Source organism: Bradyrhizobium sp. ORS 375 (assembly GCF_000239775.1).
GTDB lineage: Bacteria > Pseudomonadota > Alphaproteobacteria > Rhizobiales > Xanthobacteraceae > Bradyrhizobium.
The window spans coordinates 75,186-101,970 of the sequence record NZ_CAFI01000439.1 but is presented as its reverse complement, the minus strand read 5'-3'; the positions used below and the strand labels follow the sequence as shown (position 1 = coordinate 101,970).

Below are 26,785 nucleotides of genomic sequence, written 5' to 3'. Positions count from 1 at the left end.
GCCGGTTCGCTCGCGCGTTCAACTCGCCATAGCTGATCATCTCATCGCCATCGACAACAGCGATTGCATCCGGATCTGTGGCAGCCTGTGTTTCGAACTGGCGATGCAAGCAGGGCAGCTCCAAGGCAACCGCGGTCGCATTCCAGGCACCGATCAGCCGTGCACGATCCTCCGCCGGGATCACGTCCACCCGATCAAGCGGCATGCGCGGATCGGTTTCCAGCGCCGACACGAGCTGATCGAGACAGCGCTGCATCATCGCGCAGATTGGCTCCGGCGCGACCGCCGCCACGGTTTGGGCGGTGAGGCGCAACGCGTCACCGTCATCATCCACCGCGAGCATCACGGGATAGTTGGTGCGCTCCTCAGCACCGAGCCATTCGATCTGTCGTAGCGGGCTGTCCGACACTGTATCGGCCAGATGCTCGCGGCTTCGGCTATGGCGATAGTTGAGGATCGCCGAGAACAGCGGTGCCGGCGGCACCACGCCGCTGCAGCGCTGCGCCATGGCCAATGATGCATGCTCATGCAGGGTCAGCTCCGCCAACCGCGCATGGGCCACGCGCACGCTATCCTCGACCGAGGTCTCGTCGACATCGAGCCGTATCGGCAGCGTGTTGATGAAGAGGCCCAGACTGCGATCGAGCCCGGCGCCGGCCTGCATGCGGCCGAACATCACGGTACCGAACACGATCTGCTCACGTCCGCTGCTGCGTGCGAGCACCTGGGCCCAGGCGAGGTGACACAGGCTGGCAAGGCTCACGCCGAGGCGCCGGGCCTGAACACGGGCTCGCGTATCAAGCGACTCGGGGATCGCCAGCTTCGCCTCGCGAACGCCATCGCCATCGCTGTGCACATCCAACAAGCCGAACGGCGCGGTCGGCGCGTCGATATCGGCCAGCATGCTGCGGAAGAAGCGCTGCTCGGCGTTCTGCCTCGCGGCATTGCGACTTCTGGCGACGAGATTGCGGAACGGAGTCGGCGCCGGCAGGACATGCGAACGGCCTGACAGAATAACCTCGACCTCGTGATGAATCGCCTCCAAGGTCGAATGGTCTCCGATCATGTGGTGCAGCATGACGAGCAGCAGCATCCGGTCACGATGGGGATCGCGCGCAACGGCAAAGCGCAGCAGCGGTGCCTTGGACAGGTCGATCCGGGACGACCTCGGATCGAACCGTCCGGCGAGTGCCAGCTGGGCCGGCACGTCACCGTCGAGCACGAACTCGCTGACCTCGACACGCGCCTGCCGCCAGACGACCTGGGCGGGAACGGACAGGCCGTCCCAAACGACCGATGTCCGCAGCACGTCATGCCGATCGATCACCTGCTGAACCGCGGCAAGATACCGGTCGAGCATCTCACGGCCGGGAAACGCCATCTGGGCGACCAGCACGTAAGGATCGCCCTCCGTCGCCAGCAAGTGATGAAACAGGATGCCCTCCTGGAGCGGTGACAGTGCGTAGATGTCCTGGATGTTGACGACGCCCCCAGGCACCTGACCGACCAGCCGGTCGATCTCGGACTGGCTGAGCGCGATCAGCGGCAGCATGTCTGGCGTGATCGCAGTCGTTTGATCCGTGATGAGATTGGCAGGAATGGCAACCTCATCGACGCGATGCAGGCTCGCCGCAAGCTCGCGCAGCACCGGCCGCACGAATACAGTCCGCGCATCCGTCGCGAAGCCACGACGCTGCAGGCGGTCCAGCAGACGGACGATCAGCAGCGACTGACCACCGAGCTCGAAGAAATGATCGTTCCGCCCGACGCGATCGATGTCCAGAAGCTCGCTCCAGATCGCGGCGAGCTCAATCTCGGATTCTCCCTGCGGCGCTTCATAGACGCGGCGCGAGAAGGCGCCATCATCCGGCGCGGGCAATGCCTTGCGGTCGACCTTGCCGTTCGGCGTCAGCGGAAGCGCAGGCAGACATAGGATGGCCGACGGCACCATGTAGTCTGGGAGGACGGCCTGCAGCTGCGCTCGCAACTGAGCGCTCCATTGCGCGACGGCGCCGACGTCATTGGTCGGCACCACATAGGCGGCGAGCGTGGCGTCGCCGAGCGTGTTGCGCCGCGCCAGCACCGCCGAGTCGCGTACGCCATCCAGCGCTGCCAGGCGCGCTTCGATCTCGCCGAGCTCGATGCGGAAGCCACGGATCTTCACCTGATGATCGTTGCGGCCGAGGAACTCAATGGTGCCATCGGCACGATAGCGCCCAAGATCCCCGGTCCGATACATCCGCGCGACACGGCCTGATGCAAACGGATCCGCGGCAAAACGTTGCGCCGTGAGATCAACCCCGTTGAGATAGCCCCGCGCAACCCCTGCTCCACCGATCCAGATTTCGCCGACGGCACCACGCGGGACCGGCAGGCCCGACTCGTCGAGCAGATAGATGCGCGCATTGGCAATCGGACGTCCGATCGGAACGGTTGCGTCTGCAAATCCGGACGGGCGGCGCCATGCCGTGGCGCAGACGGTGGCTTCCGTCGGGCCGTAGGCGTTGAACACGGCGATGCCCTGCGGCAGCGCCGCAATGAGTTCTGGCTTCGGCAGCTCGCCGGCCAGCACCAACGTCTGCAGAACGGCGAGACGATTCAGATCATCGCGGCCCTGCAGCATGGCAGGCGGCAGCGTCGCATGCGTGATGCGATGATCAGTAATATAGTTGAAAAGCGCCGAGGCATCGCGATGCACGTCGTCGCCGATCAGGTGCAGCTCGGCCCCCGAGCACAGCGCCATGACGATGTCCCACACGCTTGCATCGAAGCTGAGGGACGCGAATTGCACGACACGGCTGTCTTGTGTGATGTCGAACAGCGCGATCTGCGCGAGGGCAAGATTCACGAGCCCGCGGTGCTCGATCATCACCCCCTTCGGCTTTCCCGTGGAGCCGGACGTGTAGATGACGTAGGCGAGATGGCGCGAGGTCAGGCGATAGTTGGCGGGCGCGACGTCGGGCAGTTCGTGCCAGTCCGAGGCATCTCGAGTCATGTTGATCACGGGATATGCGACGTCGCCGAGCTTCGCGGCGCCGTCGTCGTCGCACAGCAGCAGCACAGGTTCTGCGTCGGCCAGGATCTCCCGCAGTCGCTGTGACGGGTACACCGGATCGAGCGGCAGATAGGCGGCCCCCGCCTTGAGAACTGCGAGCAGGCTGACAATGGCATTGATGCCGCGCTGCTGACAGATCGCCACCAGGCCATCGGGACCGGCGCCATGCCCGAGCAGACACTGAGCCAGGCGGTTGGCTCTCGTATCGAGCTCGCGATAGGTCAATCGTACGCCATCATGCACCAGCGCTACGGCCGCCGGGCGTCGGCGGACCTGATCGACAATCAGGTCTTGAATGCAGCGCTCGCCCGGGGGGAACAACTCCGTCCGGTTCCAATGGTCCAGGAGCATTGACCGCTCCTCGCCGGAGAGCAGATCGATCTCCTGCACCGGCTGACCGACGTCGGTCACCATGGCCCGCAAGGCTGCGATCAGGTAGTTGCGGTGACGCAACACCGTGTCTTCATCGAACAGCGCCGTTGCGTAGTTCAGCCGTCCGGAGATGCGGCCGGCCGTCTCCCGCAGATCGAGCTCGAGATCGAACTTGATCTGCCGCTGTTCCGCAGCGAGGCACACGACGTCGATTCCGGGCAGCGCGAGCTGTCCGATGTCGTTGCTCTGCCATGCGAACACGACCTGGAAGATCGGCGTATAATCCGGATCGCGCGGCGGCTTGAGCGCCTCGACAAGGTGCTCGAACGGCAGATCCTGATTGTCTTGTGCCGCAAGCGCCACGTTCTTCACACGCTCGACCAGCTCGGCCACGCTCGGCGCTTCCGTCAGATCGAGGCGCAGCGCCAACATGTTGGCGAAGAAGCCGACCAGCCCTTCCAGCTGCGCCATCGTGCGGTTCGCGGTGGGCGTCCCCACCACGATGTCGCTCTGGCCGGCAAGCCGAGCCAGCACGATGGCCCAGGCCGACAGCACGATGACGAAGGGTGTAGCGCCGAGCGTGCGGCCGAGCTGCCGAATGGCGCTTGTGAGCTCATCGTCGATCTCTATCGGCACGGCAGCGCCGGCCGTCGATCTCGGCGCCGTTCGTGAGCGGTCCGTGGGCAGCGTCAGCACCGGGGGGGCCCCTGCGAGGGCTGCCGTCCAATGATCGATCTGACGCGTCAGCCGCTGTTGCGTCAGCGGCTGGCGCTGCCACGCGGCGAAATCGGGATATTGCAGCGTGAGCGGCGGCAGGGGATCAGCTTCGCCTGCCACGAACGCGGTGTACATCGCCGACAGCTCACGCACGATCACGCCCATCGACCAGCCATCCGAGACGATGTGGTGCAGACTGAGCAGCGCGACATGCACGTCATCATCGAGCCGGATGAGACGGCAGCGGATCAACGGCCCGCAGGCGAGATCAAACGGCACGCTTCGACATTCGTCGAGCAGCTCGCGCAAGCACAGTTCGCGGTCCGGATGGCCGCGGAGATCATGCAATGAGAGCGGCACTACCGTGTCAGGCGACAACAATCGGGCCTGCGGCTCTCCCTGCTCGGCAACGAAGATCGTGCGCAGCGCCTCATGTCGCCGAAGCAGATGATCGAGACTGCGACGCCACGCAGCCGCGTCGAGCTGCCCCCGCAACTGCAGCACGACATCCAGGTGATAGTTCGTGGCTACGCCATCAAGCTGTGAGACCAGCCACAGCTGCTGTTGCGCAAAGGACAGCGGAAGCTTGCCACCGCGATCGATGATCGGGATCGTACCGGGATTCCGCCCGCCGGCATTGCGGCTTCGCTCCCTTGCGGCAAGCGCCAGACGCTGCAGCGTCTCGGAATCGAGGTCCTTCACGTTGGGCCCGGCTGATTGTCGTCTCATCACAACTCTGCCTCGATCAGCTCTTGGACCTCACGCGCTTCGAACTCCTCCTCGATCAGTCTGATCGAGACGGTACGGGCGAATTCCGCGAGCTCTGGACGAGCGAACAGCTCGGACAGAGGCGGCGCGACGCCGAACTCCTGCGATACCCGGCTGATCAGCCGCACAGCCAGCAGGGAATGTCCGCCAAGCTCGAAGAAGCGGTCGCGGCGGCCCACACGATCGATCCCGAGCAGCTCCGCCCAGATCCGAGCAAGAGCGGCCTCGATCCCGCCGACAGGGTCCTCATGAGCGTTCCCGACGGAATCGCCTTGAAGTGGCGGCGGCAGCCTGCGTCTGTCGATCTTGCCGTTGGGCGTCATCGGCAGATGCGGTAATACGATCAGCCGCCACGGCACCATGTAGTCGGGCAGCATCGCGGCGAGCGCCGAGCGGAGGCTCGCGACGTCAAGCTCATCGTCGCCGCTGACATAGCCGACCAGTTGGGGGCTGCCGCCCGTCTGCTGCGCTACCACGACACTGTCGCGAACCCCGGGCTGCGCGCGCAGTTGGGCCTCGATCTCACCGAGCTCGATGCGGCGGCCGCGAATCTTCACCTGATGGTCGGCGCGGCCGACATAGTCGAGCACGCCGTCGGCGCGCCAGCGCACCAGATCACCCGTCCGGTAGAGCCGCGCGCCAACCGGTCCGAACGGATCGGGCAGGAAGCGCTCCGCGCTCAGCGCTGCGCGCCCCCAGTATCCGCGTGCCAGTCCCTCGCCGCCGATGAAGAGTTCGCCAGCCACGCCGATCGGCGCGAGATTGCCATTCGAGTCGAGCACGTAGAACGTGGTATTAGCGATGGCGCCCCCCAGCGCGGGCGACGGATCGCTCACTGCGAGACGGCGGCGAGCAGACCAGACCGTGGTCTCGGTCGGCCCATACAGGTTCCAGACATCGTGGCTCAGCGATGTCAGCCGCCTGGCGAGGTCCGGAGCAAGCGCCTCGCCGCCGCTCAGTATGCGGCAGCCGTCGGGAAGCCACGCATCGCTTCCTTCATGATCAAGCAGCATCCGCCAGCTCGAAGGCGTCGCCTGGATCATGGTCGCACCATGTCTGATCATCATGAGCTTCAGCGCCGCGGGATCATGCATGGCAGCACGATCGGCCAGCAAGATGCGGGCGCCGCACGTCAATGGCAGCCACAGCTCCAGCACTGCGATGTCGAACGACAGCGATGTCAGGCCCAGGACGCAATCAGCAGGCACGATCCCCGGCTGCTCTGCCATCGTGGCCAGGAAATTGGCGACCGCGCCATGACGTACCATCACGCCCTTGGGAGACCCGGTCGAACCCGAGGTGTAGATCAGATAAGCGAGATTTTCCGGATGAAGGCGGATGCCGAGATTGGTCGTCGGGCCGGGCTCCTGACCGGTCTTGTCGTCGAGCAGCCAGGCCTCGGCTTCGCCATCGGCCAACGCCGGCGCAAGACGATCCCGAAGCGACGCTTGCGTCAGCAGCAGCCTCGCGCCGCTGTCGCGCAACATGTGTACGAGACGGTCAGCTGGATAGTCGGGATCGAGCGGCAGGTACGCGCCTCCCGCCTTGAGCACCGCGAGCAATGCCACCAGCATCGTCGGCGTTCGATCTAGCGCAACGCCGACCACCACGTCAGGCCCGATCCCGTGCGCCCTCAGCCGGCGTGCCAGGCGGTTTGCTCGGGCATTCAGCTCAGCATAGTTCATCCGGCTCGCGCCGCAGACAATGGCCACTGCATCAGGCGTTCGCGCCGCCTGAGCCTCGATCTGCGTCACAAGGTTCGACGGTCCCGGGACAACGGCGACATCACCCCTTCCCCAACGCAGAACGCACGCGACGCCATCCTCACCGATCGCCTGCAGACTGCCGGTGGCGCGCGCCGCATCGGCTGTGATTTGGAGCAGCCAGTCGCGCAGCGCGCCGCTCACCAGCCGCGCCGCGCGCTCATCCAGTTGCGACCGATCATAGTTGAAGTCGAGCCGCAGAGTTTCGCTGCCCTGAAACACGGAGACGGCCATCGCGTACGCCGTCGGTGTCACATGCTCGACACGTCCGATCCGAGGCATGCCGTTCTTCCCGTCGAGCAGCGATTGATCGACCGGATAGTTCTCGAACACCATGATGCTATCGAACAGCTGCCGGCCATCAGTCTCGGCGAGATGCTGGATGTCGTGCAGCGGCATCCATTCATAGTCCCGGGCCGCAACATTGCGCGCCTGCAGCGCGCGCAGCCAATCACCGATCGCCGCTTGCGGGTGCGGGGCATCGACCAGCGGCAAGGTGTTGATGAAGAGGCCGATCATGTGCTCTGCACCGGCGAGTTCTGCCGGGCGCCCGGCGACGGTCACGCCGAAGCAGACAGTCGCCTGCCCGCACTGCTGCCGCAGCAATTGCACCCAGCCCCCCTGCAGCAGCGTATTCATGGTGACCCGCTGCTCCGCCGCGAACCGCCTGAGGCGCGAGGCGAGACCGCCGTCCAGGACCAGCGTCAACCGCCCGTGTCCGATCTCCGGGGTCGTCGTGCCTCTGCTGCGGAGCGCATCGGCGAGCAGCGTCGGCTCCGCGAGATCACCCAGAGCATTTCGCCAGAATTGGGTCGCCCTGCTGCGGTCCTGCATCTGCAGCCAGGCGATGTAGTCGCGATACCGAGCTTGCGATATAGCCGGCGTACGACCAGCCGCGCGCTTCAAGACCTCGGCAAGCAGCCGGGCCGAGCTCCAGCCGTCGACCAGGAGATGATGGTGCGTCCAGATCATCCAGAGCCGATCATCATCGAGCCGGATCAGACGCAGCCGCTGCAGGGGCGGCTGGGTGACGTCGAATGCAAGCGCACGCTCGTGCTGCCCGGCTTCGGTCAGTGCCGCGTCGAGATCGACACTCTCGCGCAGCGAGGCCGTACGGCTGCGCCAATCCTCCTCGACGACCGGAATGTCCAGCCTGCGATGGACAATCTGCTGAGCCGTTTCCGACAGCTGCCAGGCAAACCCCGTCCGCAGCACGGCATGCTGCGCACAGACCGCCTGCCATGCCGCGCGCAGCTGCGCCGGCGTGACGCCACGCAGCTCCACAGCGAGCTGGTTGACATAGGCGTCGTCCTTGCCATCGCGCAGCGCGTGAAACAGCAGCCCCTGCTGCATCGGCGACAGCGGATAGATGTCTTCGACGTTTCGGACATCGCGCGTCGCGCAGAGGCGGTCGAGCGTAACCTGATCGAGCTCCGCGAGCGGAACATCGGAGGGCGTGAGCCAACCCGCGCTTCCGGCGCAATGATCCACGAGACCGCGCAACGCGGCGCCATAGAGCTCCGCGATCCGCTCGATCGTGGCGCGCCGATAGCGGCGTCGACCATAGCGGAAGGCCAAGCGAAGCCTGCCGTCGCGCACCTGCCCATTGATGGTGAGCCAAGCCCGGAGCGGCGTATCCGCCGCCCGCATCGCGCCGGCATCTTCCTCGGCGACGCGGTATGCGGACGCCGCGCCGAGGTCGTGGTCGAACTGACCAAGGTAGTTGAAGATGATGCGCGGGCTTTTCGTTCGGGCGAGCAGCTGACGATGTTCAGGGTGGCCGAGGTGGCGAAGGATCCCGTAGCCGACACCGTGATGGGGAACAGCGCGCAGCGCTTCCTTGACTCGCTTGATGAGCGCGGCATCGGCGTCATCGCCGCCCTCCAGGTGGAACGGGAATGCGCTCGTGAGCCATCCGACCGTTCGCGTAAGGTCGGCATCGGCAAAGATGTCCTCGCGACCATGGCCCTCGAGCTCAACCGCGACGTCGCTACCGCCGCACCAGATCGCGATCGCACGAGCGAGCGCGGCGAGCAGCAGGTCGCTGATCCTGGTGCGATAGGCTGCCGGCGCGACCTCGATGAGCTGCCCGGTCAGCGCCGCATCTAGGTCTAGCACCACATCCTCAGCGTCGGCTTCGAGATCGGCGCCGCCATGGTCGACATCGCAAGGCAGATCGTTCCCTTGCGACGCCGCCAGCCAGAACGGCAACTCGGCCACGAGCCGTTCGGATGTCGCGTACGCACGCAGCCGCTCCGCCCACGATCTCGACGTGTCGCTCTTCGGCAAGCTGACGGCTGCAGCTCCGGTCGCGACCTGCTCGCAGGCCGCAGCAATGTCCTCGAGCAGGATGCGCCAGGACACGCCGTCGACAGCGAGATGATGGATCACGACCAGCAGCCGCTGGCTGCCATCGACGAGATCGACGCCGACAGCCCGCAGCAGGGTACCCGACTGCAGCGAGAGGCTTGCCTGCGCAGACGATGCGATCGCGGCAAGATCGACCGGCTCGACGCCACTTCGGATCCACAACAGATCGGAGGCTGCCGGCCCATCAGCAAGCGAAGCCTCCCAGCCGTCCGCCGCCTGGCGATAGCTCATCCGCAGCGCGTCGTGGTGCATGACGACCGCCGCGAGCGCCGCCTGGAGCACGCTCCAAATGATGCGATCGCGCGGAACAAGCATCACGGCCTGGTTGAAGTGATCGCGGTTGCCGATCGTCTCGGCAAAGAACCGCAACTGGATCGGCAGCAGCTCCACAGCGCCGGCGTTCACGACGCTGCGTGCTGCTGCCGGCGCCGCCGTGGCCGGTGCGGAGGTGGTCGCAACCACGCCGGCCAGGGCCGCGATCGTCTGCTGCGCAAAAACCTGCTTTGGGGTGAGGATCACGCCACGCTTGCGCAGCCTTGCGATGATCTGCAGGCTGAGAATGGAATCGCCGCCAAGCTCGAAGAAGTTGTCGTCGCGACCGATGCGGTCGCGGCCGAGCACCTCACGCCATACGGCGGCAATGATCTGCTCGATCTCTCCGACCGGATCGGCGCAGGCGGTTGCGCTCTCGTCGCCGGGCTGCGGAAGCGCCGCCCGATCCAGCTTGCCGTTCGCCGTCAGCGGCAGACGGTCGAGGAAGATGACTCGCGAAGGCACCATATGGTCCGGCAGCAGCGCGGCCAACTGCATACGCAGGCCGTCCGGTGACAGCTCTGCGGCCGCGTCCACGACGCAATAGGCCACCAGCTCCAGTCGCGCCTGCTCTCCGTCGATCGGGCGGGCCACGACCGCGGCATCGCTCACGCCGCTCAGTGAGCTCATCACCTGTGCAATCTCGGCCGGCTCGACGCGGTAGCCGCGCAGCTTGACTTGGTCATCGCGCCGGCCGAGGAACACCATCCGTCCGAGCTGATCGCAGCGCACGCGATCCCCGGTCCGATAGAGACGCTCACCCGGTGCTCCGAAAGGATCCGGAACGAAGCGCTCGGCGGTCTGCCCCGGCGCCGCGCGATAACCCCGCGCGACGCCCGCGCCGCCGACATAGAGCTCACCTGCGACACCGCATGGCACGGCGCCCAACGCGTCGTCGAGCACATGAGCGCGCAGGTTCGCCAGGGGCAAGCCGATTGGCACGATCGCGCCGTCGGCCGCCCCGACCCACTCGTGAGTCGCGATGCCGACCGTGGTCTCGGTTGGGCCGTAGTGATTGACAATGCGGCATTGCGGACGCAACTGACGAACATCCGCGACGAGGCGCTGATCACAAGGCTCGCCGCCGAGCACCAGCACATCCCGCGGCAGCAAGTCTTCCGAACGGCGCGCCTGAAGCAGACCGCGCAGATGGCTCGGAACGATCTTGAGGATGTCGACCGTCTCCTCGCGCATGGCCTGTGCGAAAGCGTCGGCGTCGAAGACCGCATCGGTGGGCAGCAGAGTCAGGGTGGCGCCACTGGCAAGCGCGCCGAACAGAACGGTGTGGCCGAGATCGGCGGCAACGGTCGAGACCATCGCCATATTGCCGTCCAGCTTCGGCTGCAGCCGCGCCAGCAGCGCCTGTACGTAGTTCCCCAACGCGCCGTGCGACACCGCGACGCCTTTCGGCGCGCCGGTGGAGCCGGAGGTGTAGATGACGTAGGCAGTCTGGGCCGGATGAGCCGCACGCGGCGCGAACCCCTCGGAAGGGTCTCCGTCGCGCCATCGCGCGTCGAGCACGAGACACTCCAGCCCTTGCGCCGCTGCGAGGAGATCGTCGCCTGCGATCAGCAGCCGGATCTCCCCATCTGCGAGGATACGCCGCACGCGGGCGACCGGCCACGCCGGATCGAGCGGAACATAGGCGCCGCCCGCCTTCAGCACCCCGAGCAGCGCCGCGACGAACGCCGGCGATCGCTCCATCCACAGCGCCACGGCAACCTCGCGCCCGACTCCACACGCCGCCAACCTACGCGCAATCTGATCCGACCAGCGCTGGAGCTCGGTGACTGTGACGCTGGCCTGCGCCTGCCGAAGCGCGACCTTGTCGCCGCGCCCGGCGGCGGCCGCCTCGATCAATGCCAGAATGTCCGTGAACGGAAACTTCCGATCCTCTCGCGCCACCGCCTGACGGAGGTGAGGCGCCAGAGCGAATTCGGCCAGCGGACGTTCAACACCGTCTGCGATCTGTTGCAGGAACGCGACGAACTGGGCGCCCATCCGCTCGATGGTGTGCGAATCGAACAGATCGGCTGCATAGTTGAGACTGGCTGCCATGCTGGTGGCGCCGTCGATAATGTCCAGCGCGAGATCGAAATGCGAGCCGATCAAGTCGAGAATGCGGGCCTCGGCGCGCAGCCCGTCAACCGCCGTGAACCCTGCCGGCTCCGTCATATAGTTGAACTTGACCTGAAACAGCGGATTGTGTCCGCCCAAGCGAGGCGGGTTCAGCGTCTCGACAAGCTTGTCGAACGGCAGATCCTGATGGGCGAGCGCCGCAATGACCTGTTCCCGCGCCTGCTTCAGCAGGTCGGCGAAGCTCATGTCGTCCACCACGTCGGCCCGTAGCACGAGCGTGTTGACGAAGCAGCCGATCAGGGAATCGAGCTCGGGCTGCCGGCGCCCGGCAACCGGCACCCCGACCCGAAGAACCGACTGGCCCGAGTAGCGGAACAGCAGCAGCTGATAGGCGGCGAGCAGCAGCATGAACATGCTGACGCTTCGTTCGCCGGCGAGCCTTCGCAGCTGTTGCGTCAGATCCGCGCCGATATCGAGGTGAATGGTATCCCCACGATAACTCTGAACCGGAGGACGCAGCCGATCGAGCGGGAGCGCCAATGGCTCATGCGTCTCGCCAAGCCGATCGCGCCAATAGGCGATCTGCCGATCGGCCTCAGGACTCGCCAGCCAGGTCCGCTGCCAGGCCGCGTAGTCCGCATACTGGACGACGAGCGCTGGCAAGGCCGGAGATTGCCGCACAAGCGAGCCATAGATCGCCGAAAGTTCGTTCAGCAGCACGTCGAGTGACAGGCCGTCGGCCACGATGTGATGGACCGACAGGAGCAGTTCGTGCCGATCATCGGCCAGCTGCACCAGAACGGCGCGCAGCAGTGGACCATTGACGAGATCGAACGGCTTCTCCAGCTCAGCTTGGAGTCGCGTTGCGGACTGCGCGGCACGATCGGCCGCCGAGCATCGCCGCAGATCCTCGATGGCGACGAGCACCTCCTGGACGTCATGAAGCACCTGAACCGCCCGGCCGTCCACGGACGCAAACGTGGTGCGGAGCGATTCGTGCCGCGCAACGATTTCGTTCAGCGCCCGCACCAGACGAGCCTGATCGAGTGCGCCTTCGAACCTGACCGCACAGGCGATCGTGTAAGCTGTGCTGGCCGGGTCCATGCTCCAGAGAAACCAGAGACGCTCCTGCGCAGGCGACAGCAGCGCGCGGGCGTCCGGCGCCGCGGCCGGCAGCCGCGCCAGGGTGCCAGCGACACGAACCGCCGCATCGACATGAGTGGCCAGAGCGCCGATGGTGGGCGCATCGAAGAAGCTGCGAAGATCGAGCTCGACATGCAGACGCTCGCGCATCAATCCGGCAATCTGCGCGGCCGCAATCGAATTGCCGCCGAGCATGAAGAAGTTGTCGTCGCGGCCGACCTTCGCGAGCCGAAGCACGTCCTGCCAGATCAGAGCAAGACTCTGCTCGGTCGCCGTGAGCGGATCTGCCGCCGGTCGCTCGGCGGTCTCACGTCCCCGCGCAAATACCTTGAAACTGTCGAGCGTCCCCTGCATCCAGCCCGCGCGGCAGGCTGAGCGCTGCAGCTTCCCGCTGGTGGTCAGCGGCATGCCTTGCGGATTCAGCAGCACGACGACGGCGGGATACTCCTGAGCCTGCCGCATGACTGCATCGCCGATCGCCTTGATCAGGACATCAGATGGCGTGCGCCGAAGCACTGTCCTGCCGAACTCCGCAGCGATGCCGATGCCTTCCGCGCCATCGATCTCGACCGGGAATGCCGCAACACGTCCCTTCCGGACCTGCGACACCTCGGCCTCGACAGCCTGCTCCAGGTCGAACGGATAAAGGTTCTGGCCGCGCACGATCAGCAGATCCTTCAGCCGCCCGGTCACGACCAGCTCGCCATCGCGCAGGAAGCCGAGGTCGCCCGTGCGCAGCCAGCGCGAGCCGTCTCTGGTCACGAATGTCTGCTGCGTGGCCTCTGCGTTGTTCCAATAGCCGTGCGCCACGCTCGGTCCGGCGACCCAGATCTCGCCGATCTCGTCAGCATCGGCTTCGCGGGATCCATCAGGCCTCATGATCCGCACGACGTGATCTTCCGCGACGGCGCCACACACCATCAGCGCCGTCCCCTCGGCAGCATCGACGACCCGCCCCTTGGCAAGCACATTCGGATCGAGCGTGTGGCACACGGCTTGGCTGCCGCGTTCGCCCGCCGTCACCAGCAGGGTCGCCTCAGCGAGGCCGTAGCACGGCGTCAGCGCGCACGGATCGAAACCCGCAGGACGGAAGCGCGCTGCAAAGCGTTCGAGCGTCGTACGGCGCACGAACTCGGAGCCGGAGAACGCAAACCGCCAACGGCTGAGATCGAGGCGCGCGATCGCCTCGTCGGAAACTCGATCCGCGCAAAGCGCGAAGGCGAAGTCAGGTCCGCCGCTGAGCGTGCCGCCATGCCGATCGATCGCGTCGAGCCACCGGCGCGGCTGCTCGAGAAAATTGCGCGGCGACATCAACACGGCCGAGTAGCCAGTGAACAGCGGATTCAACAACCCGCCCATCAGCCCCATGTCATGGTAAAGCGGCAGCCAGCTGACGAAGACATCGTCCGTCGTCACGGCGGCTGCGGCCCCCATCGCGATTTCGTTGGCGACAAGGTTCCGGTGGGTGACACAGACGCCTTTCGGCTGCGACGTCGATCCTGATGTGTATTGGAGGAATGCGATCGCATCGCCCTTGAGAGGGGATTCGCGCCAAGCTGTCGCCGCCTCGATCGGTATGGTGTCGACCGCAAGAACATGGGCGACGGCCCGGCCGAGCGAGGCTCCGATCTGATCGCGCAGATCCGCTGCAGTGAGAATGAAGCGCGGCGCCGCGTCGCCCAGGATGCCGACGAGACGCGTCGTATGGCGCTCCTTGCCGCTCTCGGGCGGATACGCTGGCACGGCAATGACCCCGGCGTAGAGACACCCATAGAAGGCCACGGCGTAGTCGATGCCGCTTGGCAGCAGGATGACGGCCCGCTCTCCTGCTCCACCCAAATCCTGCAGCTGGGCTGCGAGAGCCCGCACGCGTCGGTCGAGATCAGCGAAGGTCAGATCTCCAACGACGTCCTCACCTTCGATGAAGCGCAGCGCCGGCCGGTGGGCTCGCAGGGCGGCGTGCTCACGCAATCGATCGACGAGAGTTTCCGGGAACATTTGTAGATATCCGATAGCAGCGTGGCGTACGATGAGCAGGCTCGGCGACGTGGATCACTGCAGCCCGTGGGCTTGGGCCATCGCGACGATGACCCGGCGCTGCCCCTTGAAAGGCTCGCGGGCGTGTGCCGTCAGCATATTGTCGAGCATCACGACGTCGCCGGCCTGCCAGGGAAAGACGATCTTGTGCCGGTCGAGCACGCCGCGCACCGCCGCGAGCGTCTCATCCTCGATCGGCGAGCCATCGCCGTAGTAGGCGTTGCGTGGCAGTTCGAGCGGATCACCGACGATGTCGAGCAGACTTTCGCGCACCTCCGGTGCAAGGCCGGAGAGATGAAAGAGGTGCGCCTGGTTGAACCACACATCGTCCCCGGTGACGGGATGCACCGCAGTGCCCTGGCACACCTGGCGGGTGCGCAGCTCATCGCCGTCCTTCCATTCGCACTCGATGGCATGAGCTGCACAATAGGCCTCGACCTCAGCCTTTGATTCCGTGCCGAACACGTCCTGCCAGGCGACATCGAGGCCGCTGCCATAGTTGCGGACATACATGACGCCCTTCTCCGCAAACCGGCTCCGGATGGCGGCGGGCATATCGCGGTAGATGAGCCTGCTGTCGGCGACCGGGGTCTCGCCACCCTGCTGAGCTGGCTGCTCGCAATAGAACCAGATCTTCAGCGGCCAATCGCGGGTATAGGCCTGCTCATTGTGCAGCGGAATGCTTTGATGCGGCGGATACTCCGTCGACGTGTAGACCCCGGAGCTGACCAGCGTGCGCGGCGTCGAGCCGAACTCGTAGCTGAGCAAAGGGTGCCCAAAGCTTGCGGCGAAGCGTCTGAAAGCTTCGGCGCCGTCGAGGTGAAAGTCGCGAAACAGAATCCCGCCGCTCGCGAGGAGTTGCTTCTCGATCATGCCGCCCAGCTCACTGACCGCATCAATCAGTGACTGCTGCTTGCGGCTGGCGCGCAGAAGGAAGGGGAGCGACTCGTTGTCTATTTTAAGTTGCACTTTGATCATGATTCATCCTGCTCCCAACCCAGAGATTGGCATCAGCTTGTCTTCACCGCGACGATGTGGCCGGCCCGTTCCGTCGCCTACGGCCCCGCGCCGACGGCGGAATATTGGCGCGAGCTTTGACCAGCCAACAGCGCGGCGATGCGGTTCACCAGTTCGGACTGCCGCGCGTGAATGAAAAAATGATCCCCTCGAAATATATCGCAGCCGAAGGACGCCGAGGTCTCGTCACGCCATGCATCGAGGGCCTCCGGGCGCGTCTCGTCCGTATCGCCGCCGAAAACCTGGATCGGACAGCACAGCGGCTTCCGTCGCCGGGGGACGTAGTTGCCACACATCAGGAAATCGGCCCGCAGGATCGGAAGGGCATGGCTCATGATCTCCGGGCTGTCCAAGGCTTCCGGCGGCGTCCCCTTCAATCTCGTCAACTCGCCGCGAAGCGCATCATCGCCGAGCGGCTCCCGCCAACGGCTGCCGTCACGCATAGCCGGCGCCTCCGTTCCGGAGACCACCAGCATCGACGGACTCGGCGCGCCGCGCGCCCGCAATCCGTGCCCGACCTCGAAGGCAATCAATCCACCGAGACTGTGCCCGAACAGCGCGTAAGGCGTCCATGCGGTGTCGGTCAGCTCGGCCGCAAGCTGGTCTGCCAATCCGGCCAAGTCGGTGTGCAGCGGCTCAGCCAGACGCGCGCCGCGACCGGGCAACTCCAAAGGCATCACGTCGATCCAGGAGGGCAGGAGACGCCTCCAGCGCGCATAGATCATCGCGCTGCCTCCAGCGTAAGGAAAACAGATCAGCCGCATCTCAGTCAGCCTCCCCGAGGTCAGGATTGAGCTGATGCCTGAGACTCTTCCTGCATGAATTTGCGCAGCGAGAGCGGCCGCATGTCCGTCCAGACCCGCTCGATGTGATCCAGGCATTCCTTCTTGCTGCCGGTGACTCCAACGGCCGTCCACCCATTGGGAATGTCCTTGAAGGTCGGCCAGATCGAATACTGCTCTTCATGATTCACGACGACGGCGAACGTCACATCGTCTCTGTCGAAGACCATCATGTCCAGCTACTCCTACTAACGGTCAACCGCGATGAACTACGAGTAATGCAGCTGAGAATGACAGTCAAAAGGATACCGCCGTTCAAAGTTTTTAATCTCTCCAAGGTGACGCTATACTGCCAGCACAACATCAGGATGTATGGCGATTTTGAAAAGGCGCGAGCTTTGATGGCTGCACCGAAGCCGATCGCAATCGCAACGCGAAGGGGCGAATTGCGCGACAGATCAAGTTTTAACAACTAACAATTATGGCTTGTTCTTGCTTTTCGTGTGGTCACACGCATGCCAAAGCGGCCTTCCGATTAGTTTGACTTCTCGTGAGTCTACCGTCGTCCGCAACAGATTCTCTTGAGGCGCTTCCAGCTTGATGACGCCGCTCGAGCTTGGTGCCCGCCTCGACTCACGCCAATCGAGCGGACAAGACTTCGACATCGTCAGGCCGACGTTTCACCACCTCCGCGCAACGATCCATTTCGATGCCTCGCTATTCGGACTTGGCGCTTCGGGGCTCCTAACACATAGGTATTTGAGGATAGTGTCTTAACGGATAGAACCCGTCTAACGAGCGACAAATCTGCCGGCCAGATCTTCTGAAAGGATTGGCGCTACAGCGACAATTGCGTCGCTGCTAATTCTTCGAAGCGTTCCAGAAAGCGCAAGCGTCGGCCGATTGCGACTTCTTGCACCCTCGAAGCGGGGCCCCCGCAAATTAGCCATCAATTCTCAGAAACAGAAAATTTCTGAGACTGCAGGAGATGCGAGGCGCAGCATCGTCTTCCGTGACTTTCGGCACGGCGGCATCACGACGTCCGACGGGGCGTGCGATTGCTGCCGGCGGCCGCGAACGAGGCAACACACGCACGTGCCGCACAGCCCTTGCGCGACATCGCCGAATGATGAAGGATGCCGATGCTCACCGTGTGGACGGACGCGACAGGCTCGCCGACGAGGTGCCACCGGTTCGAGCCGAACGATCGACGAGAGGACCGCAAAGAGTCCCAGTTGCCATCGGGGGAGCGGCGGGGAGGATTGATGCACGTGCGAGATGGCGCCGGCGCGTTGGCCGAGCGGCTTTCGAGATTGATTGGGCCGCGTGCCAGTGTCGCGCGTGCCGTGCTCGAACAGCATGGTCGCAGTGAATCCTACCACCCGGCACTCGCGCCTGATATCGTCGTTTTCCCGGAGACCACCGCGGAGGTCGCCGAAATTGTCCGGCTGTGCGCAGCCGCCGGCATGCCGATCGTGCCTTACGGGGCCGGCACGTCGCTCGAGGGCAACGCCGCTGCTGCGGCCGGCGGCGCATGTATCGATTTCGCGCGCATGAACAAGGTGCTGGCCGTGCACGGCTCCGACATGGACGTCGTCGTGCAGCCGGGCATCACCCGCAAGCAGCTCAATGCGCAGTTGCGTGACACCGGGCTGTTCTTCCCGATCGATCCAGGCGCCGACGCCTCGATCGGCGGCATGACCTCGACGCGTGCGTCCGGCACTATGGCAGTGCGATATGGCACGATGAAGGACAACGTCCTCGCCCTCGAGGTTGTTTTGGCCGACGGCCGGGTGATCCGAACGGCCAAGCGTGCGCGCAAATCGGCCGCCGGCTACGACCTGACCCGATTGTTCGTCGGCGCGGAAGGCACCCTCGGCGTGATCACCGAGATCACGCTGAAGCTACATCCCGTGCCACCGGCGATCTCGGCTGCGACGTGCAGCTTCCCGGGCCTGCACGCCGCCGTCGACGCTGCAATCGCGCTGATCCAGTCGGCGATACCTGCGGCCCGGATCGAGCTTGTCGACGAGGTGATGATGCGCGGCATCAACGCCTATTCCGGGCTCGGCTACGCCGAGGCACCGACCCTGTTCCTGGAGTTTCACGGCACGGAGGCGGCCGTCGCCGAACAGGCGCAGATCGCGGAGGCGATCACGACCGAGCACGGCGGCCACGGCTTCGCCTGGGCGAAGGCGGCGGAGGATCGCAGCCGGCTCTGGCACGCGCGGGACAACACGCTCTACGCCGGGCTCGGGCTGCGCCCCGGCGCCCGCGCCGTCATCACCGACGTCTGCGTCCCCATCTCCCGTCTGGCCGAATGCCTGACGGAAACACGTCGCGATGCCGACAGCCACGGCTTCGTTGCACCGATCGTTGGTCATGTCGGCGATGGGAATTTTCATATGCTGATCCTGATCGACCCGGACGACGCGTCGGAGCTCGCCGGCGCGAAGGCGTTGCAGGGCCGCATGGTCGCGCGCGCCGTCGCCATGGACGGGACATGCACCGGAGAGCATGGCGTCGGGCTCGGCAAGATCGATTATCTCACCGACGAACTGGGCGAGGCCGTCGCCGTGATGCGCTCGGTCAAGGCAGCGCTCGATCCAAGCGGCCTGCTGAATCCCGGCAAGATCTTCGCCGGAGCCGACCCATGAGCGACTCTGCGGAGATCACGGCAGCACCGCCTGCGCCGCTGCTCGAACTGCGCGGCATCAGCAAGCAATTTCCCGGCGTCAAGGCGCTGGACGACGTGTCGTTTGCCGTTTACCCGGGCGAAGTGCACATGCTGCTGGGCGAGAACGGCGCCGGCAAATCCAGCCTGATGAAGATCCTGTGCGGCGCCTACAGCGCCGATGCGGGCGAGGTCTACTACAAGGGCGAGAAAGTTGACGTCTCCTCGACGGCCGAGGCTCGAAAGCTTGGCATCGCCGTCATCTTCCAGGAATTCTCGCTGGTTCCGTTCCTCGATATCGCACAGAACATCTTTCTCGGTCGCGAGCCGAAAGGCCGCTGGCCCGGCATCATCGACCGGCGCAGGATTCTTCGCGACGCCAAGCGCGTGCTTGACAGTATCGGCTTCGAGATCGATCCGTCGGTGGTCGTGGACACGCTCGGCGTTGCGCAGCAGCAGATGGTCGAGATTGCGAAGGCGATCAGCCAGGACGCGCGCATCCTGGTGATGGACGAGCCGACCGCGGCGCTGTCCGACCGCGAGGCCGACCTGTTGTTCGCGCTGATCGGGCGGTTGAAGGCGGACGGTGTCGCGATCGTCTACATCTCACATCGCATGGCCGAGGTGTTCGCCATCGGCGACCGCATCACTGTGCTGCGCGACGGCCGTCGCATCGACCAGCTTCGGCCCGCCGACGTCACGCCCGATCACCTGGTGCGCATGATGGTCGGCCGCAACGTCGACATGAGCTATCCGCGTCATTTCGCCGAACGACCGGGCGAGGTCGTGCTGCAGGTCAAGGGTCTGAGCGCGGCGACGGGAATCTCCGACATCGACATCGAGGTGCGGCGCGGCGAGATCGTGGGCCTGTGCGGCCTCGTCGGATCCGGCCGAACCGAAGTGGCGCGCGCGATCTTCGGTGCCGATCCCGTCAGCGAAGGCGAAATCATCTTCGACGGCAAGCCGATCGCCGGTGAACCTGATGTCGCCGCCCGGCGCGGCATCGCACTAATCCCCGAGAGCCGCAAGAGCGAGGGCCTCGCGCTGCTGCGCTCGGTGGGCGACAATCTCGTGGTCGCTGCGCTCAACAAGCTGTTTCCGCGCAGGCTGTATGATCCGTCCGACGCACAGCGCACGGCGGACGGGCTGATCCGGCAATTGCGCATCGCAACGCCATCCGCGCGGCAGGCTGTCGGTCTCCTTTCAGGCGGAAATCAGCAGAAGGTGGTGATCGGCAAATGGCTGGCGGCCGGCGCCAAGCTGTTCATCTTCGACGAGCCGACCCGCGGCATCGACGTCGGCGCCAAGTCGGAGATCTTTGCGCTGATCGACCGGCTCGTCGCCGAAGGGGCCGCGGCGCTGATGATCTCCTCCGAACAGATCGAGATCTGTCATGTCTGCGACCGCGCCTATGTCATGCGCGACGGCCGCATCGCCGGGCACCTGACGCGGAGCGAATTGACCGAGGAGAATATCGTGCGACTGGGGATGCATGATGAGTGATGCCGTCGTCATCGGCCCGATCCGAGCCGTACGGCGCCTGCCGGGCGTGGCGATCGTCCTTGTCCTGCTGATCGGGCTGTTCGGCACCATCGCGCCGGGCTTTCTGTCCGCTGCCAACCTTGCCAACGTGCTTGTGCAGTCGACGATCCTGATCATGCTGGCGCTGCCGATGACCCTGATCATCATGACCGAGGGGATCGACCTGTCGATGGGCGCGGTGCTCACCTTGACGTCGCTATGCGTTGCCATCGTCTCGCTCGCGACCAAATCGATGCTGCTCGGCCTTGGCGCCGCCGTGCTGGTCGGAACGCTCTTCGGCCTCGCCAATGGCTGGCTGGTGGCGATCGCAAAGATCCCGCCTTTCGTGGCGACGCTCGCCACACTCGGCATGGCGCATGGCCTGTCGCTGATCGTCAGCGACGGCCAAAGCGTGGTCGGCATTCCCCACAGCGTGCGCGACATCTACTCCGCTCAGCTCCTGGGCGTTCCCGTGCCGATCCTCATGGGCGTCGCGAGCTACTGCATCTTTCACGCCCTGCTCTACCACACCCGCTTCGGCACCTATGTTTTCGCGCTCGGCGGCAATCGCGAGGCGCTCCGCTATGCGGGCTTGTCGCCCAACCGGCTGCTGATCGCGGTCTACGCCATCGGCGGCATGATGGCCGGCGTCGCCGGCCTGTTGATGACGGCGCGGATGAATTCGGGACATCCGACCGCAGGGCTCGGACTCGAATTCGACGCGATCGCTGCGGTCGCGGTCGGCGGCACCTCGTTCGAGCGCGGCAACGGCTGGCTGCTCGGCACCGTGCTCGGCGTCCTCGCCGTGGGCGTTCTGCGCAACGGGCTCAATCTGGTCTCGCTGCCATCCTCGGTCCAGGTCGCGAGCGTCGGCCTTCTCGTGATCCTTGCGATGTTCCTCGACGGACTGCGGAGCCGGGCATGAGCGAACTTGCCAAGGACACGCCGCGGCCGCACTGGTCGTTCCTGTCGCAGAACGCGATGCAATTGTTCTATCGGCTGCTGGCCGCATTCCTGATCTGCGCCGTCCTGAGCATCCTCAGCGATTCATTCCTGAACCTTGGCAACATCCTGAACGTGCTGAGACAGGCGAGCCTGACGTTCTTCATCGCATCCGGCCTGACGCTCGTCGTGCTGACGGCCGGGCTCGATCTGTCGGTCGGCGCCAATGTCGCTTTGTCGGCGTGCCTCGCAGGCATGGTGATCCATCAGACCGGTTCGCCGACGCTCGGCATCCTCACCGGCCTGCTGGCCGGCGGCGCCGTGGGATTGATGAACGGCGTCATGGTGACCGCGATGCGCATTCCATCCTTCATCGCGACCTATGGCATGCTGTGGGTGCTGAACGGGGTGACCTACTGGTACATGGCTGGTGAGACGATCCACGGCTTCCCTGCCGGTTTCCGCCTGATCGGCAGCGGCTATTTCCTCGGCCTGCCAATCCCGGTCTATCTGCTGCTGGTGTTCCTCGCGATCGGCTCGCTGTTCGCGCATCGCACCGTCTGGGGCCAGGAGATTTATGCGATCGGTGCGAACCCCGTCGCCGCGCGTCTGTCAGGCATTCCCGTCAGCCGCCGGCTGCTGCTGGTCTACACCGTCTCGGGCACCATGGCAGGGCTGGCTTCCATCATCTTCCTGTCGCGGCTCAACTCGGCCGAGGCCGATATCGGCGAGAGCCTGACCTTGCCGGCGATCGCGGCCGTGCTGATCGGCGGCACCTCGCTGTTTGGCGGCGTCGGCACCATCTTCGGCACTTTCGTCGGCTCGCTCATCCTGACGCTGGTGCTCAATGGCATGAATCTGCTGTCGATCAATGCCAACTGGCAGCCGCTCGTCACCGGGATTATCGTCATCATCGCCGTCTGGCTGGACATGAAGACGCGCCGTCCAGCGTCGTGAGCATCCAACAAATGAGCTTGCAACAAGAACATCGCCAGGGAGGACATACCATGCAGCACCGAACATCAGTCTGTCTCGCTCTATCGCTCCTGATCGCCTCCGCCACGACGCAGGCCCGCGCTGACGGCGAGACCATCGCCGTGTTCACGAAGAACCAGACCAATCCGTTCTTCCAGACGGTGCGGGTTGGCGCAGACAACATGGCGAAGTCACTGAACGCCAAGATCCTGCACTATATTCCCACCAAACCGGACTCGATCCCCGAGCAGCTCAGCCAGATCGAGGACGTCGTCGTGAAGAAGCCGAGCGCGATCGTGTTCACACCGGTCGACTACAAGGCGATGGTGCCCGGGGTCGAGAAGATCAACGACGCCAAGATTCCCGTCGTCAACATCACCGACCGCTCTGCCGGCGGCAAGTTCGTCTCCTTCATCGGTGCCGACGATTACAGCCTCGGCCTGGAGACCGGACGCTTCCTGCTCAAGACGCTTGGCGGCAAGGGCAACGTGGTCATCATCGAAGGCGTCAAGGGATCGCTCACCAATGTCGACCGCGTACGCGGCTTCAACGATGCGCTGAAGGAAAATTCCGGCGTGAAGCTGCTGGCCTCACAGCCCGGCAACTACCAGCGCCTGCAGGCGCTGCAGGTGATGGAAAACCTGATGCAGTCCAACTCGCAGATCGACGGCGTGCTCGCCGCCAACGACGCGATGGCGGTCGGCGCCATCGAGGCGCTGGACGGCGCCAATCGCAAGGCGCTGGTGATCGGCATCAATGGCACCAAGGAGGCGATCGATGCGATCAAGTCGGGCAAGCTGCTGGCGAGCGGCGACTATAACGGCTTCGCCCAGGGCTGCCTCGGCACGATGATGGCGATCCGCACGCTGCGCGGCGAGCCGGTCATCAACGAGATCGTGCTGAAGCCGACCGTCATCACCAAGGATAACTACCAGCCGTTCGACGTATCCCTCGACCAGCGCAGCTGCCCCACCTTCGACGACGCCGGTAAGCTCGGCGCGAAGTAGGATGCCTTTGGGTCAAGGGCGAGGCGGCCTGCAGCAGCCGGCCGTCCTGCGTCAACACCGGAGAAAACCAGGATGCTGTTTGCGATTCACGCGCTGGACAAGGCCGATGCGCTGCCGGTCCGGCTTGCCAATTACGATGCGCACAAGGCCTATCTCGAGGATAGCACCCGCCTCCCGGTCACCATCGTGATGTCCGGCCCGCTCGTCTCCGACGACGGCGCGACGATGATCGGCAGCCTCTTCCTGGTCGAAGCTCCCGGTCGCGCCGAAGCGGAAGCGTTCAACCGCGCCGATCCGTTCGCCGCAGCCGGCATCTGGGAAAGGGTGACGATCACCGGGTTCTTCCGACGGAAGGGGTAGTCAGCTCCCCAGCTCGACGCCAGCCAGCGCCTCGCTCAGCTTCGCGAGCGCCGTGTGGTCCTGCCCTGGCCCGAGCAGCCCTTGCGCGCTCGCGCTGAGCTCGCGGCAGAGATTGGAGAACGGCGCGGCAACACCGTTGGCGCGCGCCACCTCGAGCGCGATCGAGAGGTCCTTCACCATCAGATCAAGGCCGAAGCCGCTGTTGAACTGGCGCGACAGCACGAACTGCTTGAACTTCTTCTGCGTCGAATTGTTCATCCCGGTCGAAGCATTGAGCACGTCGGTCATCAGACCGGGATCGATGCCGAACTGCTGCCCGATCAACAAGGCCTCGATGCCGATCAGGAAGCCGCCGGCCGAAACCAGATTGTTGAGCGCCTTCATCGCCTGGCCGGAGCCGAGGCCGCCGATGCGATGGATCGTGGTGCCCATGGCACGCAGCAGCGGCTCGACACGATCGAGCGCGGCCGCCTCGCCACCGGCCATGATCGCGAGCTCGCCGGTGACCGCGCGCGGCACGCCGCCGGAGACCGGCGCGTCGAGCATGATCACGCCGAGCGGAGCGAGTTCGGTGGCGATCGCCTGCGTCGCCGCTGGCGCGCCGGAGCTCATGTCGATGACGATGTGACCCTGCTTCAGTCCGGCGCGCAGCGCCGCAACGACATCAGCCACATGCTTGCTGGTGGGCAGCATGGTGATCACGACATCGGCCTGCGCCGCGGCGGCTGCGAGATCCTCCGCGGCGATGCCGCCGACCTTCTGCACAAACTCGGCGCTGCGGCCTGGCACGGCATCGTTGACGGCGACCGCGAAGCCGGCGCCGAGCAGGCGCGCGGCCATCGGCCAGCCCATGTTGCCGACACCGACGAACAGGACCGTCTTCGGCGCGTTCATGCGCCCTCCTTCTTGGCGATGGCGCCTTCTGCGACCAGCACCTCATGCGCTGCCTTGAATGCCTCGAGGCCTGCGGGGATGCCGCAATAGACGGTCGCGTGCAGCAGGATCTCCTTGATCTCGTCGACCGTGACGCCGTTCGTCAGCGCGCCCTTGACATGCAGCTTCAATTCGCTCGGTTTGCTGAGCGCGGTCAGCATCGCCAGGTTGACGATGCTGCGCGTCCGGCGATCGAGGCCCGGCCGGGTCCAGGCATAGCCCCAGCACATCTCGGTGGTGATGTGCTGGAACGCCATCATGAAGTCGTCGGCCTTGGCCAGGCTGCCATCGACATAGGCTGCGCCGAGCACCTCGCGGCGCACCTTCAGGCCCTTCTCGAACAGCTCATTCTCATCGCTCATCCGGTCGTCTCCTTCACTGCAAAGCCCGACGTTTTTAACGCTTCAGCCCGCGCAGTGACAACAGCGCCGCGACGCGCTGTCGACCGCGTCCGCGCGGCGGAATTGAGCGGGGCTTCGAGGCAGCTAGCCGTGCTTGACGATCAGCGTCTTCATCGCGCCGAACTCATAGAGCGCCTCGAAACCCTTCTCGCGACCGTGGCCCGACTTCTTCATGCCGCCGAACGGCAGCTCGATTCCGCCGCCCGCGCCGTAGCCGTTGACGAACATCTGGCCGACCTTGACCTTGCGCGCGACGCGCATCGCGCGCGAGCCGTCGCCCGACCACACGCCGGCGACCAGGCCGAAATCGGTGGCGTTGGCGAGCCTGATGGCATCGGCCTCGTCGTCGAATGGCATCGCCGCCAGCACCGGTCCGAACACCTCCTCGCGCGCCAGCTCGGAATCGCGGGCGACATGCTGATAGAGCGCCGGCGCGACGTAGAAGCCCTCGCCCGGCACGCCGTCGGCGATCCTGCCAGTGGCGACACGCGCAGCGCCGCCACTCTCGGCACGCGCCAGCATGCCCTCGATGCGCTTCTTCTGCACCGCGCTGATGACCGGACCAAGATCGAGATCCATCTCCGGCGTACCGGCGGTGATCTTCTCGAACCGCAGCTTCAACTCGGACAGAAAGCGGTCCCAGATTGAACGCTCGACCAGCACCCGCGAGCCGGCCGAGCAGGTCTGGCCGGCATTCTGCACGATCGCGGCCGCCACCGAGGTCAGGGCCGCATCGAGATCGGCATCGGCGAACACAATCTGCGGCGACTTTCCGCCGAGCTCGAGCGTGCAACCAATATGGTTCTTCGCCGCCGCGATCTGCACCAATGTGCCGACCTCGGGGCTGCCGGTGAAGGAGATGAAATCGATGCCGTCATGCGCCGACAGCGCCGCCCCCGCTTCCTCGCCGAGGCCGGGCACGACATTGATCGCGCCAGCAGGGAAGCCTGCCTCGGCAGCGAGCTCGGCGAGCCGCAGCGGCACCAGACAGGCCTCCTCTGCCGGCTTGATCACGGTCGCATTGCCCATCGCGAGTGCCGGTGCGACGGTGCGGCCGAACATCTGGCCGGGATAGTTCCAGGGAATGATGTGAGCGGTGACGCCGAGCGGCTCGTACACGGTGGTGACGAAGAAGCCGTCGAGGAACGGGATGGTGTCGCCATGCACCTTGTCGGCTGCGCCGCCGTAATATTCAAAGTAGCGCGCGACCGCAACAACGTCGGCCTTGGCCTGCTTCATCGGCTTGCCGTTATCGGCGGCCTCGAGCTTCGCCAGCTCCTCGGCATGGTCCTCGACCAGACGGCCGAGCCTCGACAGCAGCCGCCCGCGCTCGACCGCCGCGAGGCGCCCCCAGGAACCTTCGAGTGCACGACGCGCCGCGGCGACGGCCAGGTCGATATCGGGCTTGTCGCCGGCGGCAATGGACGCGATCACCTGTCCGGTCGCCGGCGCCAGCATCGCGATGGTCCGGCCCGACTGCGCGGGCTGCCACTTGTTGTCGATGAAGACGCCCTTGGCGGCGGGCAGCTTGACGTTGGCGTTCATGACGACCCTCTA

14 protein-coding genes are annotated in these 26,785 nt (G+C 65.2%); 6 read left to right on the top strand and 8 right to left on the bottom strand.

Annotated features, from left to right (window positions below; all coding sequences use genetic code 11):
* The 5 genes from BRAO375_RS29265 to BRAO375_RS29245 all read right to left on the bottom strand — a co-directional run.
* Positions 1 to 4,873, bottom strand: a 4,873-nt coding sequence (locus BRAO375_RS29265; protein ID WP_035642931.1) for a non-ribosomal peptide synthetase, incomplete at its 3' end; no start/stop codon positions are given.
* Complete coding sequence (locus BRAO375_RS29260; protein ID WP_009031048.1) at positions 4,873 to 14,577, bottom strand: non-ribosomal peptide synthetase; 9,705 nt, start codon at positions 14,575 to 14,577, stop codon at positions 4,873 to 4,875. The genes BRAO375_RS29265 and BRAO375_RS29260, both read right to left, overlap by 1 nt.
* Before the next feature lie 54 nt (positions 14,578 to 14,631).
* Positions 14,632 to 15,594, bottom strand: coding sequence for a TauD/TfdA family dioxygenase (locus BRAO375_RS29255; RefSeq protein ID WP_009031047.1), 963 nt, complete (start codon positions 15,592 to 15,594; stop codon positions 14,632 to 14,634).
* Between the two features lie 77 nt (positions 15,595 to 15,671).
* Positions 15,672 to 16,397 (bottom strand): thioesterase II family protein, encoded by a 726-nt coding sequence (locus tag BRAO375_RS29250; RefSeq protein ID WP_083842568.1) that lies wholly within the window; start codon positions 16,395 to 16,397, stop codon positions 15,672 to 15,674.
* 20 nt (positions 16,398 to 16,417) lie between these two features.
* A complete protein-coding gene (locus tag BRAO375_RS29245) occupies positions 16,418 to 16,648 on the bottom strand; it encodes an MbtH family protein (protein WP_009031045.1) in 231 nt (76 codons plus the stop codon).
* A gap of 1,032 nt (positions 16,649 to 17,680) precedes the next feature.
* Between BRAO375_RS29245 and BRAO375_RS29240 the strand changes: the two genes are divergently transcribed.
* The 6 genes from BRAO375_RS29240 to BRAO375_RS29215 all read left to right on the top strand — a co-directional run bounded on the left by BRAO375_RS29240 (position 17,681) and on the right by BRAO375_RS29215 (position 23,894).
* Positions 17,681 to 19,072: an FAD-linked oxidase C-terminal domain-containing protein gene (locus BRAO375_RS29240; protein WP_009031043.1), complete on the top strand. Its 1,392-nt coding sequence runs from the start codon at positions 17,681 to 17,683 to the stop codon at positions 19,070 to 19,072.
* Positions 19,069 to 20,592 carry a sugar ABC transporter ATP-binding protein gene (locus tag BRAO375_RS29235; RefSeq protein ID WP_009031042.1) on the top strand — a complete coding sequence of 508 codons (1,524 nt, stop codon included), beginning with the start codon at positions 19,069 to 19,071 and terminating at the stop codon, positions 20,590 to 20,592. The genes BRAO375_RS29240 and BRAO375_RS29235 overlap by 4 nt, the downstream gene beginning before the upstream one ends.
* Positions 20,582 to 21,535, top strand: coding sequence for an ABC transporter permease (locus BRAO375_RS29230; protein WP_009031041.1), 954 nt, complete (start codon positions 20,582 to 20,584; stop codon positions 21,533 to 21,535). Before BRAO375_RS29235 ends, BRAO375_RS29230 begins: the two co-directional genes overlap by 11 nt.
* Positions 21,532 to 22,509 (top strand): ABC transporter permease, encoded by a 978-nt coding sequence (locus tag BRAO375_RS29225; protein WP_009031040.1) that lies wholly within the window; start codon positions 21,532 to 21,534, stop codon positions 22,507 to 22,509. Before BRAO375_RS29230 ends, BRAO375_RS29225 begins: the two co-directional genes overlap by 4 nt.
* Before the next feature lie 50 nt (positions 22,510 to 22,559).
* On the top strand, positions 22,560 to 23,534 hold the full coding sequence (locus BRAO375_RS29220) for a sugar ABC transporter substrate-binding protein (protein ID WP_009031039.1): 975 nt from the start codon (positions 22,560 to 22,562) through the stop codon (positions 23,532 to 23,534).
* Positions 23,535 to 23,606: 72 nt separating this feature from the next.
* Positions 23,607 to 23,894: a YciI family protein gene (locus BRAO375_RS29215; RefSeq protein ID WP_009031038.1), complete on the top strand. Its 288-nt coding sequence runs from the start codon at positions 23,607 to 23,609 to the stop codon at positions 23,892 to 23,894.
* Here the strand turns inward: BRAO375_RS29215 and BRAO375_RS29210 are convergent, their stop codons facing one another.
* From BRAO375_RS29210 to BRAO375_RS29200, 3 genes are all read right to left on the bottom strand, one after another.
* Positions 23,895 to 24,788 (bottom strand): NAD(P)-dependent oxidoreductase, encoded by an 894-nt coding sequence (locus BRAO375_RS29210; RefSeq protein WP_009031037.1) that lies wholly within the window; start codon positions 24,786 to 24,788, stop codon positions 23,895 to 23,897.
* The gene (locus BRAO375_RS29205) at positions 24,785 to 25,189 is read right to left on the bottom strand and encodes a carboxymuconolactone decarboxylase family protein (protein WP_009031036.1); all 405 of its coding nucleotides are present in this window, start codon (positions 25,187 to 25,189) and stop codon (positions 24,785 to 24,787) included. Before BRAO375_RS29205 ends, BRAO375_RS29210 begins: the two co-directional genes overlap by 4 nt.
* Positions 25,190 to 25,312: 123 nt before the next feature.
* Complete coding sequence (locus BRAO375_RS29200; protein ID WP_009031035.1) at positions 25,313 to 26,773, bottom strand: aldehyde dehydrogenase family protein; 1,461 nt, start codon at positions 26,771 to 26,773, stop codon at positions 25,313 to 25,315.
* Between the last annotated feature and the right edge of the window lie 12 nt (positions 26,774 to 26,785).

Excerpts from the sequence above, each read along its gene's own strand:
- BRAO375_RS29260 (WP_009031048.1), bottom strand. The coding sequence starts at position 14,577 with ATGTTCCCGGAAACTCTCGTCGATCGATTGCGTGAGCACGCCGCCCTG.
- BRAO375_RS29255 (WP_009031047.1), bottom strand. The coding sequence starts at position 15,594 with ATGATCAAAGTGCAACTTAAAATAGACAACGAGTCGCTCCCCTTCCTT.
- BRAO375_RS29250 (WP_083842568.1), bottom strand. The coding sequence starts at position 16,397 with ATGCGGCTGATCTGTTTTCCTTACGCTGGAGGCAGCGCGATGATCTAT.
- BRAO375_RS29245 (WP_009031045.1), bottom strand. The coding sequence starts at position 16,648 with ATGATGGTCTTCGACAGAGACGATGTGACGTTCGCCGTCGTCGTGAAT.
- BRAO375_RS29240 (WP_009031043.1), top strand. The coding sequence starts at position 17,681 with ATGCACGTGCGAGATGGCGCCGGCGCGTTGGCCGAGCGGCTTTCGAGA.
- BRAO375_RS29235 (WP_009031042.1), top strand. The coding sequence starts at position 19,069 with ATGAGCGACTCTGCGGAGATCACGGCAGCACCGCCTGCGCCGCTGCTC.
- BRAO375_RS29230 (WP_009031041.1), top strand. The coding sequence starts at position 20,582 with ATGATGAGTGATGCCGTCGTCATCGGCCCGATCCGAGCCGTACGGCGC.
- BRAO375_RS29225 (WP_009031040.1), top strand. The coding sequence starts at position 21,532 with ATGAGCGAACTTGCCAAGGACACGCCGCGGCCGCACTGGTCGTTCCTG.
- BRAO375_RS29220 (WP_009031039.1), top strand. The coding sequence starts at position 22,560 with ATGCAGCACCGAACATCAGTCTGTCTCGCTCTATCGCTCCTGATCGCC.
- BRAO375_RS29215 (WP_009031038.1), top strand. The coding sequence starts at position 23,607 with ATGCTGTTTGCGATTCACGCGCTGGACAAGGCCGATGCGCTGCCGGTC.
- BRAO375_RS29210 (WP_009031037.1), bottom strand. The coding sequence starts at position 24,788 with ATGAACGCGCCGAAGACGGTCCTGTTCGTCGGTGTCGGCAACATGGGC.
- BRAO375_RS29205 (WP_009031036.1), bottom strand. The coding sequence starts at position 25,189 with ATGAGCGATGAGAATGAGCTGTTCGAGAAGGGCCTGAAGGTGCGCCGC.
- BRAO375_RS29200 (WP_009031035.1), bottom strand. The coding sequence starts at position 26,773 with ATGAACGCCAACGTCAAGCTGCCCGCCGCCAAGGGCGTCTTCATCGAC.